At 71.9% G+C, this 16,639-nt stretch carries 12 protein-coding genes and 1 pseudogene; 7 read left to right on the top strand and 6 right to left on the bottom strand.

The window, feature by feature from the left end; translation table 11 throughout:
• Positions 1-5: 5 nt before the first annotated feature.
• The 5 genes from rlmN to ACZ4Z4_RS34525 all read left to right on the top strand — a co-directional run bounded on the left by rlmN (position 6) and on the right by ACZ4Z4_RS34525 (position 6,037).
• Positions 6-1,112 carry a dual-specificity RNA methyltransferase RlmN gene (rlmN, locus tag ACZ4Z4_RS34545; protein WP_468336506.1) on the top strand — a complete coding sequence of 369 codons (1,107 nt, stop codon included), beginning with the start codon at positions 6-8 and terminating at the stop codon, positions 1,110-1,112.
• Between the two features lie 237 nt (positions 1,113-1,349).
• The gene (locus tag ACZ4Z4_RS34540; protein ID WP_468336503.1) at positions 1,350-2,441 is read left to right on the top strand and encodes a thiamine ABC transporter substrate-binding protein; all 1,092 of its coding nucleotides are present in this window, start codon (positions 1,350-1,352) and stop codon (positions 2,439-2,441) included.
• Positions 2,417-4,117: an ABC transporter permease gene (locus ACZ4Z4_RS34535; RefSeq protein ID WP_468336500.1), complete on the top strand. Its 1,701-nt coding sequence runs from the start codon at positions 2,417-2,419 to the stop codon at positions 4,115-4,117. The genes ACZ4Z4_RS34540 and ACZ4Z4_RS34535 overlap by 25 nt, the downstream gene beginning before the upstream one ends.
• The gene (locus ACZ4Z4_RS34530) at positions 4,117-5,166 is read left to right on the top strand and encodes an ABC transporter ATP-binding protein (RefSeq protein WP_468336497.1); all 1,050 of its coding nucleotides are present in this window, start codon (positions 4,117-4,119) and stop codon (positions 5,164-5,166) included. Before ACZ4Z4_RS34535 ends, ACZ4Z4_RS34530 begins: the two co-directional genes overlap by 1 nt.
• A 79-nt stretch (positions 5,167-5,245) precedes the next feature.
• Complete coding sequence (locus tag ACZ4Z4_RS34525; protein ID WP_468336495.1) at positions 5,246-6,037, top strand: maleylpyruvate isomerase family mycothiol-dependent enzyme; 792 nt, start codon at positions 5,246-5,248, stop codon at positions 6,035-6,037.
• 39 nt (positions 6,038-6,076) lie between these two features.
• Here the strand turns inward: ACZ4Z4_RS34525 and ACZ4Z4_RS34520 are convergent, their stop codons facing one another.
• The 6 genes and pseudogenes from ACZ4Z4_RS34520 to ACZ4Z4_RS34495 all read right to left on the bottom strand — a co-directional run bounded on the left by ACZ4Z4_RS34520 (position 6,077) and on the right by ACZ4Z4_RS34495 (position 12,185).
• On the bottom strand, positions 6,077-7,243 hold the full coding sequence (locus ACZ4Z4_RS34520; RefSeq protein WP_468336493.1) for an LOG family protein: 1,167 nt from the start codon (positions 7,241-7,243) through the stop codon (positions 6,077-6,079).
• A 37-nt stretch (positions 7,244-7,280) separates the two neighbouring features.
• A complete protein-coding gene (locus ACZ4Z4_RS34515; protein ID WP_468336490.1) occupies positions 7,281-7,685 on the bottom strand; it encodes a VOC family protein in 405 nt (134 codons plus the stop codon).
• Between the two features lie 146 nt (positions 7,686-7,831).
• Positions 7,832-9,016, bottom strand: a complete 1,185-nt coding sequence (locus ACZ4Z4_RS34510; RefSeq protein WP_468336487.1) for a hypothetical protein — start codon at positions 9,014-9,016, stop codon at positions 7,832-7,834.
• A gap of 338 nt (positions 9,017-9,354) precedes the next feature.
• Positions 9,355-10,077, bottom strand: a pseudogene (locus ACZ4Z4_RS34505) (ABC transporter ATP-binding protein); the annotation flags it as partial.
• Between the two features lie 198 nt (positions 10,078-10,275).
• Positions 10,276-11,655 (bottom strand): aspartate aminotransferase family protein, encoded by a 1,380-nt coding sequence (locus ACZ4Z4_RS34500; RefSeq protein WP_468336484.1) that lies wholly within the window; start codon positions 11,653-11,655, stop codon positions 10,276-10,278.
• Positions 11,640-12,185: an Lrp/AsnC family transcriptional regulator gene (locus tag ACZ4Z4_RS34495; RefSeq protein ID WP_398308633.1), complete on the bottom strand. Its 546-nt coding sequence runs from the start codon at positions 12,183-12,185 to the stop codon at positions 11,640-11,642. The genes ACZ4Z4_RS34500 and ACZ4Z4_RS34495 overlap by 16 nt, the downstream gene beginning before the upstream one ends.
• A 165-nt stretch (positions 12,186-12,350) precedes the next feature.
• Between ACZ4Z4_RS34495 and ACZ4Z4_RS34490 the strand changes: the two genes are divergently transcribed.
• Complete coding sequence (locus ACZ4Z4_RS34490; protein ID WP_468336481.1) at positions 12,351-13,790, top strand: gamma-aminobutyraldehyde dehydrogenase; 1,440 nt, start codon at positions 12,351-12,353, stop codon at positions 13,788-13,790.
• 177 nt (positions 13,791-13,967) lie between these two features.
• Complete coding sequence (locus ACZ4Z4_RS34485) at positions 13,968-16,571, top strand: MXAN_6230/SCO0854 family RING domain-containing protein (protein ID WP_468336478.1); 2,604 nt, start codon at positions 13,968-13,970, stop codon at positions 16,569-16,571.
• The last annotated feature ends 68 nt before the right edge of the window (positions 16,572-16,639 follow it).

The raw sequence follows: 16,639 nt of genomic DNA, 5'->3' as shown, positions 1-16,639 counted from the left end.
GGACCATGCCTGTACCCGGAGAACTCACCTTTGTCGCGCCCCGCGGTGCCAAGAAGCCCCCGCGGCATCTCGCCGACCTCACGCCCGCCGAGCGCAAGGAAGCCGTCGCCGCCATCGGCGAGAAGCCGTTCCGTGCCAAGCAGCTGTCCCAGCACTACTTCGCGCGGTACGCGCACGACCCGGCCGAGTGGACCGACATCCCCGCCGGTGCGCGTGACAAGCTCCGCGAGGCGCTGCTGCCCGACCTGATGTCCGTGGTGCGGCACATCAGCTGTGACGACGACATGACCCGCAAGACGCTGTGGCGGCTCTTCGACGGGACGCTCGTCGAGTCGGTCCTGATGCGGTACCCGGACCGGGTCACCATGTGCATCAGTTCGCAGGCCGGGTGCGGCATGAACTGCCCGTTCTGCGCCACCGGACAGGCCGGCCTCGACCGGAACCTGTCGACGGGCGAGATCGTGCATCAGATCGTCGACGGCATGCGCGCTCTTCGAGATGGTGAGATCCCGGGCGGGCCCGCCCGCCTTTCGAACATCGTCTTCATGGGCATGGGCGAGCCGCTCGCCAACTACAAGCGCGTGACCGGCGCCATCCGCCGCCTCACCGACCCCGAGCCGGACGGCCTCGGGCTCTCGCAGCGCGGGATCACGGTGTCGACGGTGGGCCTCGTGCCCGCCATCCACCGGTTCTCGGACGAGGGCTTCAAGTGCCGTCTCGCGATCTCGCTGCACGCGCCGGACGACGAGCTGCGCGACACCCTCGTGCCGGTCAACACGCGCTGGAAGGTGCGTGAGGTGCTCGACGCCGGTTGGGAGTACGCCGCGAAGTCCGGGCGCCGCCTCTCCATCGAGTACGCGCTGATCCGGGACATCAACGACCAGGCATGGCGTGGTGACCGGCTCGGCCGCCTGCTCAAGGGCAAGCCGGTGCACGTGAACCTGATTCCGCTGAACCCGACGCCGGGCTCCAAGTGGACGGCCTCGCGGCCCGAGGACGAGAAGGCGTTCGTGGAGGCCATCGCCGCCCATGGTGTGCCGGTCACGATTCGGGACACCCGGGGTCAGGAGATCGACGGAGCGTGCGGCCAGCTCGCCGCGGCCGAGAGGTAGTCTGACGGACGTACTCCCTCGTAGGAGGGGGTGCAGACATCTGCATATTCCGACAGGGGAGCGCCACAGCGCTGAGAGTGCGGCACCTTGGACAGGTGGGCCGCAGACCCTCTGAACCTCGCCCAGGTCATTCTGGGTAGGAAGTTCGGGCATCACTCAAGCTGTAGCGCCCTGCCCGCGTGCCACCGGCCCGCGGGCGGGGCCGCGTCTCTTCCTGGTCACCCAGGAGGAAAACCAGTGAGCACCAGGGGCACCACCAAGAAGGTTTCGCTCACCGCCGTGGCGGTGGGCGTCGGGCTCGTCGCGGTCACCGCGTGCGGCTCCGACAGTGGTTCGGGAGGGTCCGACTCGAAGAGCGTGACGCTCGTCAGCCACGACTCCTTCAATGTCTCCAAGGACGTACTGAAGGACTTCGAGAAGCGGTCCGGCTACCGGGTCAAGGTCCTCAAGGACGGTGACGCGGGCGCCGCCGTGAACAAGGCGATCCTCTCCAAGGACAACCCGCAGGGCGACGTCTTCTTCGGCGTCGACAACACGCTCCTGTCGCGGGCGCTCGACAACGGGATCTTCCAGTCGTACGAGGCCAAGGGCGCGGAGAAGATCAAGCCGGAGTTCCGGGCCGACGGGGACAAGCACCGGGTGACGCCCGTCGACAGCGGCGACATCTGCGTGAACTACGACAAGAAGTACTTCGCCGACAAGAAGCTGGCGCCGCCTAAGTCCTTCGAGGATCTGGTCAAGCCCGCATACAAGAACCTGCTCGTCACCGAGAACGCCGCCACCTCGTCCCCCGGCCTCGGCTTCCTGCTCGGCACCGCCGCCAAGTACGGCGACAAGGGCTGGGAGGGCTACTGGAAGAAGCTTCAGGCCAACGGCGTGAAGGTCGTCGACGGCTGGGAGCAGGCCTACAACGAGGAGTTCTCCGGGTCCGCCGGCGGCAAGAAGGCCAAGGGCGACCGGCCGCTCGTCGTCTCCTACGCCTCCTCGCCGCCCGTCGAGGTGCTCTACGGCGAGCCGCGGCCGAAGCAGGCGCCGACCGGCGTCGCGACCGGCACCTGCTTCCGCCAGGTCGAGTACGCGGGCCTGCTGAGCAACGCGAAGAACACGAAGGGCGGCAAGGCGCTCCTCGACTTCCTCGCGGGCAAGGAGTTCCAGGAGGACATGCCGCTCACCATGTTCGTGAACCCGGTGCGCGAGGGTGTCGAGCTGCCGAAGCTGTTCACCGAGCACGGTGTGACGGTCGACGCGCCGCAGACCATGGACCCGAAGAAGATCGCCGACAACCGCGAGCCGTGGATCAAGTCGTGGACCTCGCTCGTACGGAAGTAGCCGACGGCGCCGAGTCCCGCTCCCGCGCGGGGGCCGGTCGCGGGAGCGCGGCGCGGATCGGTCTGATGGCCCTGCCCGTCGCGTTCTTCGCGCTCTTCTTCGCCTACCCGGTCTCGGCGATCGTCGCGCGCGGGCTGCACGTCGACGGCGCCTGGCAGTTCGGGCGGATCACGGACGTGCTCGGGCAGTCCGACATCCGGCACGTGCTGTGGTTCACCACCTGGCAGGCGCTCGCGTCGACCGCGCTCACGCTGCTGATCGCGCTCCCCGCCGCGTACGTCTTCGCGCGCTTCGACTTCCCCGGCAAGGGGCTGCTGCGGGCCGTCGTCACCGTGCCGTTCGTGCTGCCCACCGTCGTCGTCGGGACGGCCTTCCTTGCGCTCATCGGCCGGGGCGGGCTCTTCGACGAGCTGTGGGGCGTACGCCTCGACACCACCGTGTGGGCGATCCTGCTCGCGCACGTCTTCTTCAACTACGCGGTCGTCGTACGGACCGTCGGCGGCCTCTGGTCGCAGCTCGACCCGCGGCAGGAGGAGGCCGCGCGGATGCTCGGCGCCTCCCGCTGGACGGCCTGGCGGACCGTGACGCTGCCGGCGCTCGGCCCGGCGGTGGCCGCCGCCGCGCTCATGGTCTTCCTCTTCACCTTCACCTCCTTCGGGATCGTGCAGATCCTCGGCGGACCCGCGTACTCCACCCTCGAAGTGGAGGTCTACCGGCAGACCGCGCAACTGCTCGACCTGCCGACGGCCGCGGTCCTCACCCTCGTGCAGTTCGCCGCGGTCGGGCTGATCCTCGCCGTCCACGCGTGGGCGGTGCGGCGGCGCGAGAGCGCGCTGAAGCTCGTCGACGCGGCGAGCGTGGCGCGGCGGCCGCGCGGGGCCGGCCAGTGGACGCTGCTCGGCCTCGTCATGGCGACCGTGGCCCTGCTGATACTGCTGCCGCTCGGGGTGCTGATCCAGCGGTCGTTCGACGGCCCCGGCGGTTACGGCTTCGCGTACTACCGGGAGCTGACCTCAGCCGACGGCGGCGCCTTCCTCGTGCCGCCGATCGAGGCGGTCTGGAACTCGCTGCGGTACGCGGTCGTGGCCACGGCCATCGCCGTCGTCATCGGCGGTCTCGCCGCCGCCGCGCTCACCCGCCGTGCGGGCCGTCTCGTCCGCGGCTTCGACGCGCTGCTCATGCTGCCGCTCGGCGTCTCGGCGGTGACCGTCGGCTTCGGCTTCCTGATCACCCTCGACGAGCCGCCGCTCGACCTGCGGTCGTCCTGGTTCCTGGTGCCGCTCGCCCAGGCGCTGGTCGGCGTGCCCTTCGTCGTACGTACGATGCTGCCCGTCCTGCGCGCGGTGGACGGACGGCTCCGCGAGGCGGCGGCCGTGCTCGGGGCGTCGCCGCTGCGGGCCTGGCGGGAGGTGGACCTGCCGATGGTGCGGCGGGCGCTGCTCATCGCCGCGGGGTTCGCCTTCGCCGTGTCGCTCGGCGAGTTCGGGGCGACCGTCTTCATCGCGCGGCCCGACAACCCGACGCTGCCGGTCGCCGTCGCGCGGCTGCTCGGCCGGGCCGGTGACCTCAACTACGGGCAGGCGATGGCCCTCTCGACGATCCTCATGGTGGTGTGCGCGGTGTCCCTGCTGCTTCTGGAACGCATCCGGACCGAGCGGACCACGGGGGAGTTCTGATGACGAACCCCTCGCCGAGCCCGACGAACCCCTTGCTGAGTCTGCGGGACGTGACGGTCCGCTTCGGGGCGCGGGCGGTGCTCGACGCCGTCGACCTCGACGTCGGCGAGCACGAGATCGTCTGTGTGCTCGGACCGAGCGGCAGCGGCAAGTCGACGCTGCTGCGGGCGGTGGCCGGGCTACAGGGGCTCGACGCGGGGCAGGTGCTCCTCGGCGGGCGCGACCAGCGCGGGGTGCCCGCGCACAAGCGGGGCGTCGGCCTGATGTTCCAGGACCACCAGCTCTTCCCGCAGCGCGACGTGGCGGGCAACGTGGCCTTCGGCCTCCGTATGCACGGCGCCTCGCGCGGTGAACAGGCCGACCGGGTCGCCGAGTTGCTGGAGCTCGTGGGCCTGCCGAAGGCGCAGCGGCGCGCGGTGGCCGCGCTCTCCGGCGGCGAGCAGCAGCGGGTCGCGCTGGCGCGTGCGCTGGCGCCCCGCCCGAGCCTGCTCATGCTGGACGAGCCGCTCGGGCAGCTCGACCGCTCGCTGCGGGAGCGCCTCGTCGTCGAACTGCGGGAGCTCTTCGACGAGTTGGGCACGACGGTGCTCGCCGTCACGCACGACCAGGGAGAGGCCTTCGCGCTCGCCGACCGCGTCGTCGTCATGCGGGAGGGGCGGATCGCCCAGTCCGGCACGCCCCTTGAGGTGTGGCGGCACCCGGCGGACGAGTTCGTGGCGCGCTTCCTCGGCTTCGACAACATCGTCCGTGGGGCGGTGGCGGGCGGGGCCGCCGACACGGTGTGGGGCAAGATCCCCGTCCCCGAGGGCGCCCCGGCCGGGCAGCGGAAGGTGCTGGTGCGGCCCGCCGGAGTGCGGCTCGTCCCCGCCGCCGAAGGGCTGCCGTGCGCGGTGACGGCGCGCACCTTCCGCGGCACCCACGTCGCCGTGCACCTCCAGCCGAAGGAGGGGCCGCGCCTGGAGGCGGCGTGCGCGCTGCGCCGGGCGCCGGAGGTGGGGGAGACCGTGGGGGTGGCGTTCGACGCGGAGGACGTGGTGGTGCTCGGCTGAGAGGTCGGAGGGCTGGAGGCCGGCAGCCCGGGGGTGAAATGCAGATGCCGACCCCGCGCTGTCGATCTACTGTTCGGCCATGACGACACTCGGCCATGAGCGGTACTGCGACGAAGTCGCCCGGCAGCTCGACCTCTTGAGAACCACACTCACCGGCGCGGACCTGTCGGTCACCGTGCCGACCTGCCCCGACTGGACACTGGCCGAGCTCGTGCGGCACACGGGCGGCGCCGTGCGCTGGAGCGAGCGCCTGGTCGCGACGCGGGCCGAGAAGGACATTCCGGAGGAGGAGATACCGGAGCTGGGCGGCCCCGCGGGTGACGACCCGGCCGCCCTCGACGGCTGGCTGGCCCGCACCGCCGAGCTCGGCGCGCACACCTTCCGCGCCGCGGGCGCCGACGCCGCGGTGTGGTCGTGGTCCGGCGACCACCGCGCCGGGTTCTGGGCCCGGCGCATGACGCACGAGCTGGTGATCCACCGCGCGGACGCGGCCATCGCCGCCGGTGTCGCGTACGAGGTCGAGCCGGACGTCGCCGCCGACGCGATCGACGAGTGGCTGGACCTCGTCGCGCTCGCGCAGCGCATGGATCCGCAGGACGGCGCGGCGGAGCTCAAGGGCGCGGGGCGCAGCATCCACCTGCACGCGACCGACGCCCCGGACGGCCTCGACGCCGAGTGGCTCATCGACTTCGGCGACGAGGGCTTCACCTGGCGGCGCGGTCACGCGAAGACGACGGTCGCGCTGCGCGGCCCGCTCACGGAGGTGCTGCTCGCCTTCTACCGCCGACGGTCCCTGGACAGCGGGCGCGTGGAGGTCCTGGGCGAGCGGGCGCTGCTGGAGTTCTGGCTGGAGCGGGCGTCGTTCGGGTGACGCGAGCGAGGGTGGCCGCGGCGGGCATGGCCGTGCGGCCTACGTGACCGGCGCTCCCAGGCTCCGCAGTGCGGCCGGGGCCTCGTCCACCCGGTCCACCAGGGCGATCCGCGACTCCATCGGCCTGCCGTGCGCCAGGGACTGGAGGAGGGGCCACACCGGGAGGTGCTCGGTCCAGTGGGCGCGGTCGACGAGGACCATGGGGGTGGGTTCGCCGCGCGACTCGTAGTAGTTGGGGGTGGCGTTGTCGAAGACCTCCTGGACCGTGCCCGCGGCGCCCGGGAGGAAGACGACGCCCGCGTTCGACCGGGCGAGCAGGCCGTCCTCGCGGGTGGCGTTGGCGAAGTACTTGGCCAGTTGCGAGGCGAACGCGTTCGGCGGCTCGTGGCCGTAGAACCAGGTCGGGATGCCCACCGAGGCGCCGCCGTCCGGCCAGCGCTCACGGACCGCGAAGGCCGCCCGCGCCCATTCGGTGACCGAGGGCGCGAAGGAGGGGGCCTTGGCGAGGAGTTCGAGGGACTCGGCGAGCATTTCGTCGTCGTAGGGGGCGGCGTAGGCGCCGAGATTGGCCGCCTCCATCGCGCCGGGGCCGCCGCCCGTCGCGACCGTGAAGCCCGCGCGGGCCAGCGCGCGGCCGAGCCGCGCCGCGCCCGCGTAGGACTCCGTGCCGCGGGCCATCGCGTGGCCGCCCATGACGCCCACCACGCGCGCCCCGGCGAGGTGTTCGTCGAGGGCGTCGGAGATGGAGTCGTCGTGGATGGCGCGCAGCATCGACGAGAGGACGTCGCCGTCGGCCTTGGTCTCCTGGAACCAGGCGTACGCGTGGGCGTCCGGCGTGGCCTCGTACCCACCGTCGGCGAGGCCCTGGAACAGGTCCTCGGGGGTGTACAGCAGCCCGCGGTACGGATTGAACGGCAGGCCGGGGACCGGCGGGAAGACCAGCGCGCCACCGGCCCGCACCTTCGCCGCCGCGTCCTCCCGCATCGGGCAGCCGAGGAAGACGGTGCCCGCCACGTCGGCGGCGAGGAGCGCGGGGGTGCGCTCCGTCAGGTCTATGGCCTGGACGCGGCGGCCCGCGAGGGTCCCGCGGTCGAGGGCCGCGTCGAACTCGGTGAGGGTCTCGATCTCACGATCGGTCCCACGGTCGATCTCATGGCCCTCGCCGGGGAGTTGCCGGGCGGACGCGCGTTCGGGAGTCGGCTGCATCCGCCCATGCTAGGCAGGGCACCCGCCGGGGGCCGGTTCAGCCCTGGACCTCGGAGGGGTCCATCCACATGATCTCCCAGCTGTGGCCGTCCAGGTCGTCGAAGCCGCGGCCGTACATCGTGCCGTAGTCCTGGACCTTGCCGGCGGTGGCGCCGGCGGCGATCGCCTTGTCGACGAGCTCGTCGACCTTCTCGCGGCTCTCGGCGCTCAGACAGATCAGCGCCTCGCTGGTCTTCCTGGAGTCCGCGATCTCCTTCTCCGTGAAGTTCGCGTAGTGCTCCTTGCTCAGCATCATCGCGACGATGGTGTCGCTGATGACCACGGACGCGCAGTCGTCGGTCGAGAACTGCGCGTTGAGCGTGAAGCCGAGCTCGGTGAAGAACTTCTTCGTCGCGGCGACGTCGGACACGGCCAGGTTCACGAAGATCATCTGCTGGTACATGAGTGTCTCTCCCCAGTGGGTGCGTGTGCCTTACGGGAGGTTAGACGTCGGCCCCACACAGAACTCATCGTCCGTCGTGAACTTTTTTCCCACGCGTTTTCGAACGCCGCGAGGAAAACCGCTTCTTGAGCCCCGCGAAGGGGCCCTCAGCGCGCCAGCGGCAGCGCCGCCAGCTCGGCGACGAGCCAGGTCAGCGGGGCGAAGACCGCGAACAGCGCGCCCGCGCGGAGCGCCGCGGAACCGCGCAGCACCGTCGCGGGGGCCCCGAGCCGCAGCAGGGCGGCCGTGGTCTCCGAGCGGGCCTGCCTGGCCTCGACGGCGGCCGTGGCCAGCGTCAGCACGGCGCATCCGGCGACGAGCAGCCCGCCGAGCGCGGTGAGCGGGCCGACCTCGGGGCGCGGCCCCGCGTACAGCACGATCGAGGCGTACGCGGCGGAGGCCACCGCGCACAGCACACCGAGCGGCCGTCCCACGCGCCGCGCCTCCTCCTGGAGGACCCGCCCGGCGAGCAGACGCATCGCGCCGGGCCGCGCCGACTGAAGGAGCCGCCCGCAGAGGTGGGTGATGCCCGGACCGGCGAGCATGAGGCCGAGCGCGGTCAGCGCCCAGCCCACGAGGACGCCCACGGGGCTGCCGTCGGCGCCGACGCCCGGCATGGGGATGCCGGAGCCCGGCCCGCCGCCGGAGCCGCTCGCGTACGTCTCCACGGCGAGGCCCGCCGCGAGGAGCGCGACGCCCCAGGGGAGGCCGCTCGGCGGCGGGGCCGGGGCGTCCGGGTCGGTGTCGCCCGCGGGGTCGGAGCCGGGCTCCTTCCCGGTGGCCTTCACGGGGCGCGGCCGCAGCGCGAGGGCGCTCGCGGCCGACGCGGTGATCGGGACCACGGCGAGCAGGGTGAGCGCCCCGGCGAGCGGCAGGGGCTGCTCGGCGGCGAGCAGTTCGGCCGCGGCCCCGTCGAAGGGGAGCCCCGAGACGTCGCCGCGCAGGTGCAGGAAGAAGAGCAGCGCCACCGTGGAGCCGAGCATGCAGGCCACGGCCGTGGAGATGGTGGCGAGCAGCATCAGCCGGGTGGGGCCGAGGCCCACCGCGGAGAGTCCGCTGCGCGGCCGGGTGCCGGGGTCGGTGCGGGCCACGGCGACGGCGAAGTACACGGTGGCGGTGATCGGGGCGACGCACCACACGAGGCGCAGCACGGCTTCGGCGCCGGGGTGCTCCAGCGCGTACGCCAGGGTGCACAGCAGCAGGAAGCCGGTGCCGGCGGACGCGGCGGCGACGAGGAGGCGCCGCAGCTGGACGAGCGGGTGGGCGCTGCGGGCTAGACGGAGAGCGAGCACGCGGCCCGGCCTTCCGCGTCGACGACGGAGGGGGCGCTGACCGCGCCGGTGGCACCGAGGACGCTCGTGGTGCTGTCGGTGCTCGGGGCGCTCACGGTACTTGGGGTGCTCGCGGTACTTGGGGTGCTCGCGGTACTTGGGGTACTTGGGGTACTCGCCGTGCTCGGCGCCTCCACTGCGCGCGCCGTGCTCACCTCGACCGGCGCCTCGACGGGCGCCTCGACGGGCGCCTCGGCCTCGGCCCCGATCTCCGTCTCCTTCTCCTTCTCCGTCTTCTTCTCCGTCTCAGGCTCGGTCTCGGGCTCGGCTTCGGTCTCGGGCGAACCCGGGACCGTGCCCGCGGCCGCCCGATCCGTGGCCGTGGCCGTGGCCGGCAGATGGACCGTGTGCACGCGCCGGCCGTCGAGCAGCTCGACGGTCCGGTCGGCGAGGGCGGCGACCTCCGCGTCGTGGGTGGCGAGGACGACGGTGATGCCGTGCGAGCGGGCCGCCGTCGTCAGGGTGCGCAGCGCGTGCGCGCGGTCGGCGCGGTGCAGGGGAGCGGTCGGTTCGTCGGCGAAGAGCACGGCCGGCGTGGTGACCAGGGCGCGGGCGATGGCGACGCGCTGGCGCTCGGCCTGGAGCAGGGCGTGCGGGCGCTTGCGGGCGCACGCGCCGATGTCGAGGCGGTCCAGCCACTCGTGGGCGGTGGACTTGGCGGTCCGGCGGGAGGTGCCGCGCAGCATCAGCGGCAGGGCGACGTTCTCCCAGGCGGTGAGTTCGGGGACGAGGCGCGGCGCGGGGTCGATCCAGCCGAAGCGGTCGCGGCGCAGCCGTTCACGCGCGAGTGTGCGCATCGTGTGGACGGGGGTGCTGTTGAACCACACTTCACCCTGCTGCGGGAGCAGCTGCCCGGACAGACACTGAAGGAGCGTCGTCTTGCCGCAGCCGCGCGGGCCGTTGACGGCGAGGATCTCACCCTCGCGGACACCGAGCGAGACGCCGGTGAGGGCGGGGGAGCCGTTGTGTGTGACGTGCAGTGCGCGTGCCCACAGCACGTCGTTGTCCGGCGGGGCCACCATGGCGTACACCTCGGTTCAGATCAGTTTGCCTCCCCCGTACGGGGGAACGAAGGCGGGGCCGATCGGTCACAGGGCACGCTAGGGATTCCGGTGGACTTGCCCGGAAAGGACGCGGCCCGGGGGCGCCCGTTCTCACTCGAACGGGCGCCCCCGGGGCCGGTGTTGATCACTCGATCATACGACGGGTCGAACGTATGATCAGAGCTTCGTCCACGCCTCCGTGAGGACCTGGCGCAGGATGCCCTCGATCTCGTCGAAGGTCTCCTGGGTGGAGATCAGCGGCGGGGCGAGCTGGACGACCGGGTCGCCGCGGTCGTCGGCACGGCAGTACAGGCCGTTGTCGTAGAGCGCCTTGGAGAGGAAGCCGTACAGGACGCGCTCGGTCTCCTCGTCGTTGAACGACTCCTTGGTGTCCTTGTCCTTCACCAGCTCGATGCCGTAGAAGAAGCCGTTGCCGCGGACGTCGCCGACGATCGGCAGGTCGAGGAGCTTGCGGAGGGTCTGGTAGAACGCGTCCTCGTTGTCGAGGACGTGCTGGTTGAGACCCTCCTTCTCGAAGATGTCGAGGTTGGCGAGGCCGACCGCGGCGGAGACGGGGTGGCCGCCGAAGGTGTAGCCGTGCAGGAAGGTGTTGTCGCCCTTGTAGAACGGCTCGGCGAGCTTGTCCGAGATGATGCAGGCGCCGATCGGGGAGTAGCCCGAGGTCATGCCCTTGGCGCAGGTGATCATGTCCGGTACGTAGCCGAACTTGTCGCAGGCGAACATCGTGCCGAGGCGGCCGAAGGCGCAGATGACCTCGTCGGAGACGAGGAGCACGTCGTACTTGTCGCAGATCTCGCGCACGCGCTGGAAGTAGCCGGGCGGGGGCGGGAAGCAGCCGCCCGCGTTCTGCACCGGCTCCAGGAAGACGGCCGCGACCGTCTCCGGGCCCTCGAAGAGGATCTCCTGCTCGATCTGGTCGGCGGCCCAGCGGCCGAAGGCCTCGGGGTCGTCGCCGTGGATCGGGGCACGGTAGATGTTGGTGTTGGGCACCTTGTGCGCGCCGGGGACCAGCGGCTCGAAGGGGGCCTTCAGGGCCGGCAGACCGGTGATGGACAGGGCGCCCTGCGGGGTGCCGTGGTAGGCGACCGCGCGGGATATGACCTTGTACTTCGTGTGGTTGCCGGTGAGCTTGTGGTACTGCTTCGCCAGCTTCCACGCGGTCTCGACGGCCTCGCCGCCGCCGGTGGTGAAGAAGACCTTGTTGAGGTCGCCCGGCGCGTAGTGCGCGAGGCGCTCGGCGAGCTCGACGGCCTTCGGGTGGGCGTAGCTCCACACCGGGAAGAAGGCCAGCTCCTGGGCCTGCTTGTAGGCGGTCTCGGCGAGCTCGTGACGGCCGTGGCCCGCGTTGACGACGAAGAGGCCGGAGAGGCCGTCCAGGTACTTCTTGCCCTTGTCGTCGTAGATGTAGGTGCCCTCGCCACGCACGATGGTGGGGACGGGCGCGTTCTCGTACGACGACATGCGGGTGAAGTGCATCCACAGGTGGTCGTAGGCGGTCTGGCTGAGGTCCTTGCTCACGGCTATCGGGTTCCCCACATATAGGTCTGCTTCTTGAGCTTGAGGTAGACGAAGCTCTCGGTGGAGCGCACGCCGGGGAGGGCGCGGATGCGCTTGTTGATGACTTCGAGCAGGTGGTCGTCGTCTTCGCAGACGATCTCCACGAGGAGGTCGTGCGAGCCCGCGGTCATCACCACGTACTCCGCCTCCGGCATGGCGGCCACGGCGTCCGCGACCGGGTCGACATCGCCCTCGACGTCGATGCCGACCATCGCCTGCCTGCGGAAGCCCACGGTGAGCGGGTCCGTGACGGCGACGATCTGCATCACGCCCTGGTCGAGCAGCTTCTGGACGCGCTGGCGCACGGCCGCCTCGGAGAGGCCCACGGCCTTGCCGATGGCGGCGTACGGACGGCGTCCGTCCTCCTGGAGCTGTTCGATGATCGCCAGAGAGACGGCGTCCACGGGCGGGGTGCCGTTCCCACTGCCGCTCCCGCCCGGATTGCCGGTGCGTGAGCCGCGAGGGCTGCTGGGGTCTGCGCTGCGACTTGCCACGACCTCACTGTGCACGACGTCTCGTCACTTCCGCAAGGCCAGATCGATGAAATTCGTTGTCTGCGAGTCTGATCCTCACGGATTCCGCAGTTCTGGGCCGCTGGGTATGTTGAAAGCGTCGGTACAGCGACTAGGGTGGGTGTCTCATCCACTGGACATCTGACTTGGAGGGCCGCGGAAGTGACCACCGAGCTGCGCCGTCTGCGCAACTACATCAACGGAGAATTCCGGGACGCGGCCGACGGACGGACCACCGAGGTCATCAATCCGGCGACCGGCGAGGCGTACGCGACCGCGCCGCTGTCCGGCCAGGCCGACGTGGACGCCGCCATGAAGGCCGCCGCCGACGCGTTCCCCGCCTGGCGGGACCAGACGCCCGCCGAGCGCCAGAGGGTCCTGCTCAAGATCGCCGACGCGTTCGAGGAGCGGGCCGAGGAACTCATCGCCGCCGAGGTCGAGAACACGGGCAAGCCGATCGGACTCACCCGGTCCGAGGAGATCCCGCCCATGGTCGACCAGATCCGCTTCTTCGCGGGCGCGGCCCGGATGCTGGAGGGGCGCGCCGCGGGCGAGTACATGGAGGGCCTGACCTCCATCGTCCGCCGCGAGCCGATCGGTGTCTGCGCGCAGGTCGCGCCGTGGAACTACCCGATGATGATGGGCGTGTGGAAGTTCGCCCCGGCGCTCGCGGCCGGCAACACGGTCGTCCTGAAGCCGTCCGACACCACCCCCGCGTCGACCGTCCTGATGGCCGAGATCATCGGCTCCATCGTGCCGCCCGGCGTCTTCAACGTCGTGACGGGCGACCGCGACACCGGTCGCCTGATGGTCGAGCACAAGATTCCGGCGATGGCCTCCATCACCGGCTCCGTGCGCGCCGGCATGCAGGTCGCCGAGTCCGCGTCCAAGGACCTCAAGCGCGTCCACCTGGAGCTCGGCGGCAAGGCGCCGGTCGTGGTCTTCGAGGACACCGACATCGCCAAGGCCGTCGAGGACATCTCGATGGCGGGCTTCTTCAACGCGGGCCAGGACTGTACGGCTGCCACGCGCGTGCTCGTCCACGAGTCCATCCACGACGAGTTCGTCACGGCGCTCGCCAAGGCCGCCGCCGACACGAAGACCGGCCAGCCGGACGACGAGGACGTGCTCTACGGCCCGCTGAACAACGCCAACCAGCTGAAGCAGGTCTCCGGCTTCATCGACCGGCTGCCCGCGCACGCGCGCGTGGAGGCCGGTGGCCAGCGGGTCGGCGAGAAGGGCTACTTCTTCGCGCCGACCGTCGTCTCCGGCCTCAAGCAGGACGACGAGATCATCCAGAACGAGGTCTTCGGCCCCGTCATCACCGTCCAGTCCTTCACGGACGAGGCGCAGGCCGTCGAGTACGCGAACGGCGTGGAGTACGCGCTCGCGTCCTCGGTGTGGACCAAGGACCACGCGCGCGCGATGCGCATGTCCAAGGTCCTCGACTTCGGCTGCGTCTGGATCAACACGCACATTCCGCTCGTCGCGGAGATGCCGCATGGTGGGTTCAAGAAGTCCGGGTACGGCAAGGACCTGTCGGCGTACGGATTCGACGACTACACGCGCATCAAGCACGTGATGACGTCCATCGAGGGCTAGTCCGTGTGCCGGGTTCTGGCCCGGCGATAATCGTGTGACTCGCATTCCGCCCCCGCGTACCGTTGCGTACGCGGGGGCGGCTCCGTGGTGTGCTTCCTTCTTTTTTCTTCTCTGCAAAAGATCCGTAGCGCACCCACTCCCCGCCCCCGCGTTCGTGTACGACGGGGGTGCGACCTGATGCTGAAGACGACGACCGACGATGTCGCGGGGCTGCTGCTGCGGCGCCGGCAGAGCGTGTACGTCCCCGAAGGCGCCGGGCGGTCCGCCGCGACCGACGCCGGGGTCGTCGTCCTCGAAGCCGAACTCGCCGACCGCGGACACCTGCTGACCGCCCCGCTGCGCCGCGCCCTGACCGCGCTCTCCGTGGACGACCTCGCCGCGACCGGGCGCAAGCTGCTCGCCGACGTCGACGCGCTGATGGGCTCCGACCGGCGCCACGCCCCGCTCTTCGCCCGCTTCCCCGCAGAGACCGCGTACCGGCCCGCGTACGACCGCTACACCACCGTCGTCGCTCAGTACCTCGCGGCCCAGCCGCACCAGCCCTGCATGAACTGCGCGGGCACCAAGGCGCGCGTGCGCGCGCTCGACCCCTGTGCCCACCTGCTGTGCGACGCCTGCCTCGGCGCGAAGCGGGACGTCTGGTACTGCTGCGACCAGTGCTGCGAGTGGTACACCTGCCCGATCTGCGAGCGGCGCTACGAGACCGAGGGCCCCACCGACCCCTGGCTCGACACCGGCGCGGGCCGCGGCGGTGACGGCGGCCCCGTGCTGCGCGCCCTGCGCCTCGGCGCCCCCGGCGACGCCGCCGCCGAGCTCGCCGCGCTGCTCGCCCGCCGCACGCCCCTGAACCCGCAGGACCACGACGACCTCGTCCTGCTCCTCGGCCACCTGGACCCGGCAGCCGCGGCGGAGTGGCTCCCGGCCGCCATACCGCTGCGCGAGAGCAAGGCCCTCGCCCTCGCGCCGCTGCTCGACCTCCCCGCAGCGCGCCCCCTGATCGCGCGGTACGCGGACACGGCCACCGACGTGCTGCGCCTGCTCGCCGTACGCTCCGGGGGCGACCCCGGCCTGCTCGAACTCCCGCGCCTGCGCGGCCTTCCCCGGCCCGTACGCCGCGAACTCCTCGCCCTCCTCGACGGCTTCGACTTCCGGCGCCTCGCCGAGGACATGGCCCGCCACCCGCGCGCATGGCAGCGGGTCGGCGAGATACTGCACCCCTTCGAGCGGGCCCACCGGCACGCGCGCGTGGCGCTCGCCTTCGCCGCCCTGCGCGGAACCCGCGTGCGCGACGGCGCGCTCGGCGAGGTACTGCTCGCCGAGGCCGCCCGGCACGACACCGTCCGCCTCACCGGCGACCGGCTGCGCGTCGTCACCTGGCAGGCGCGCGTCGAAGAGGCCCTCGCGCACTGGGACGTCGAAGCGGCGGTGCGACTCCTGCGCGAGCGCCCCGGTGAGCTCCTGCGCCGCCTCGACCTGCTCCTCGCCCGCTCCGGCTCGGTGACGCTCCCCGACACCGTCGGAGACGCGCTCGCCGACGCCCTGCCGCGCTCCGCCCCCGGGCCACTGCTCGGCGCGTACGGCCGCATGAAGATCCGTGCCGTGCCGGGGCACCGCCGCGTCTTCTTCCCGCGCGGCCGCGTCACCAAGGCGTACGCGGTCGAGGACCACCGGCCGCCGCTGCCCTCCCGCGTCGCGGGCCGCGCCGGCGAGCTCATCGAGGCGGAGGCCGTCCGGCGCCTCGCCGCGCGCGAGGGCGAGCGGTACGACGTGGCCGTCCTCGACGCCACGCTCGCCGACCTGCCCGTGCCGTTCGCCGAGCGCGCGTCCGCCGCCTCGCTCGTCGCCGTGCCGCGCGGCAGCTCCCTGCCCATGCCCGCGGACAGCGAGACCGTGCGGCTCTTCCTGCACTGGACCCAGCCCAAGGGCACGCGCGTCGACCTCGACCTGTCCGTCGCGCTCTACGACGACCTGTGGCGCTTCGTCGGCCTCTGCGACTACACGCAGCTGGAGCACGCGGGCGGCGCCGCCCGGCACTCCGGCGACCTGACCTCCGCGCCCGCGCCGCACGGCGCCACCGAGTACCTGGACCTCGACCTGCCGCGGCTCGCGAGCACCGGGGTGCGGTTCGTCGTGCCCGCGGTCATGGCGTACAACGACGTCCCCTTCGACGAACTGCCCGACGCGTTCGCCGGGTTCATGGCGGTCGAGGGCAAGGAGCGCGCCGTCTACGACCCGCGGACCGTGCGGCAGCGCTTCGACCTCGGGGGCGACGCGAAGCTCCGCGTGCCGATGATCGTCGACCTGCGGACGCGGCGCGCCTGGTGGGCGGATGTCACCCTCGCCACCACGGGCACCGGCCACGACGTGTGGCGCTACCGCAAGCAGATCGGCCGCATGGGCAACGACCTGCTCGACACCTTCCAGCCGCGCGGCCGGGCCACCCTGTGGGACCTCGCCTGCTGGACGGCGGCGGCCCGCACCGACGGCGACGTGTACGTGCGCGGCCGCGGCCACGTCCTGTGGGGCTACCGCCGCGCCGCGGACGAGCCGCGCGCCGACTTCGCGCTGCGCATACGGGACGGCTGGGAGCCCGACTCCCTGTGCGCGGAACCGGAGTTGACGGGCCGTGCCGCCCTGCTCGCGCTGCTGCACGGCGACCTGCCCGGCGCGCAGGACGCCGCATCCGGCACGGCGTACCGCCTGTACCCCGGGCCGGTCGACGCCGCGCCCCTGGAGCGGATCACCGCGGGCGATCTGGCGGCCTGGCTGGAGCCCGCGTGACGTACGCCTGGTGATGCGCGCCGGGTGATCGGCGGCGATCGACGGTGATCGGCATTGATGTGTGGTGA

This window comes from Streptomyces sp. NPDC030245 (assembly GCF_055572995.1).
Note: the sequence above shows the minus strand (reverse complement) of the source record. Positions and strands in the feature narration are given on the sequence as shown.

What these genes read in the sequence shown, in the direction of transcription:
- rlmN (WP_468336506.1), top strand. Translation starts at nt 6, where the DNA reads ATGCCTGTACCCGGAGAACTCACCTTTGTCGCGCCCCGCGGTGCCAAG.
- ACZ4Z4_RS34530 (WP_468336497.1), top strand. Translation starts at nt 4,117, where the DNA reads ATGACGAACCCCTCGCCGAGCCCGACGAACCCCTTGCTGAGTCTGCGG.
- ACZ4Z4_RS34525 (WP_468336495.1), top strand. Translation starts at nt 5,246, where the DNA reads ATGACGACACTCGGCCATGAGCGGTACTGCGACGAAGTCGCCCGGCAG.
- ACZ4Z4_RS34520 (WP_468336493.1), bottom strand. Translation starts at nt 7,243, where the DNA reads ATGCAGCCGACTCCCGAACGCGCGTCCGCCCGGCAACTCCCCGGCGAG.
- ACZ4Z4_RS34515 (WP_468336490.1), bottom strand. Translation starts at nt 7,685, where the DNA reads ATGTACCAGCAGATGATCTTCGTGAACCTGGCCGTGTCCGACGTCGCC.
- ACZ4Z4_RS34485 (WP_468336478.1), top strand. Translation starts at nt 13,968, where the DNA reads ATGCTGAAGACGACGACCGACGATGTCGCGGGGCTGCTGCTGCGGCGC.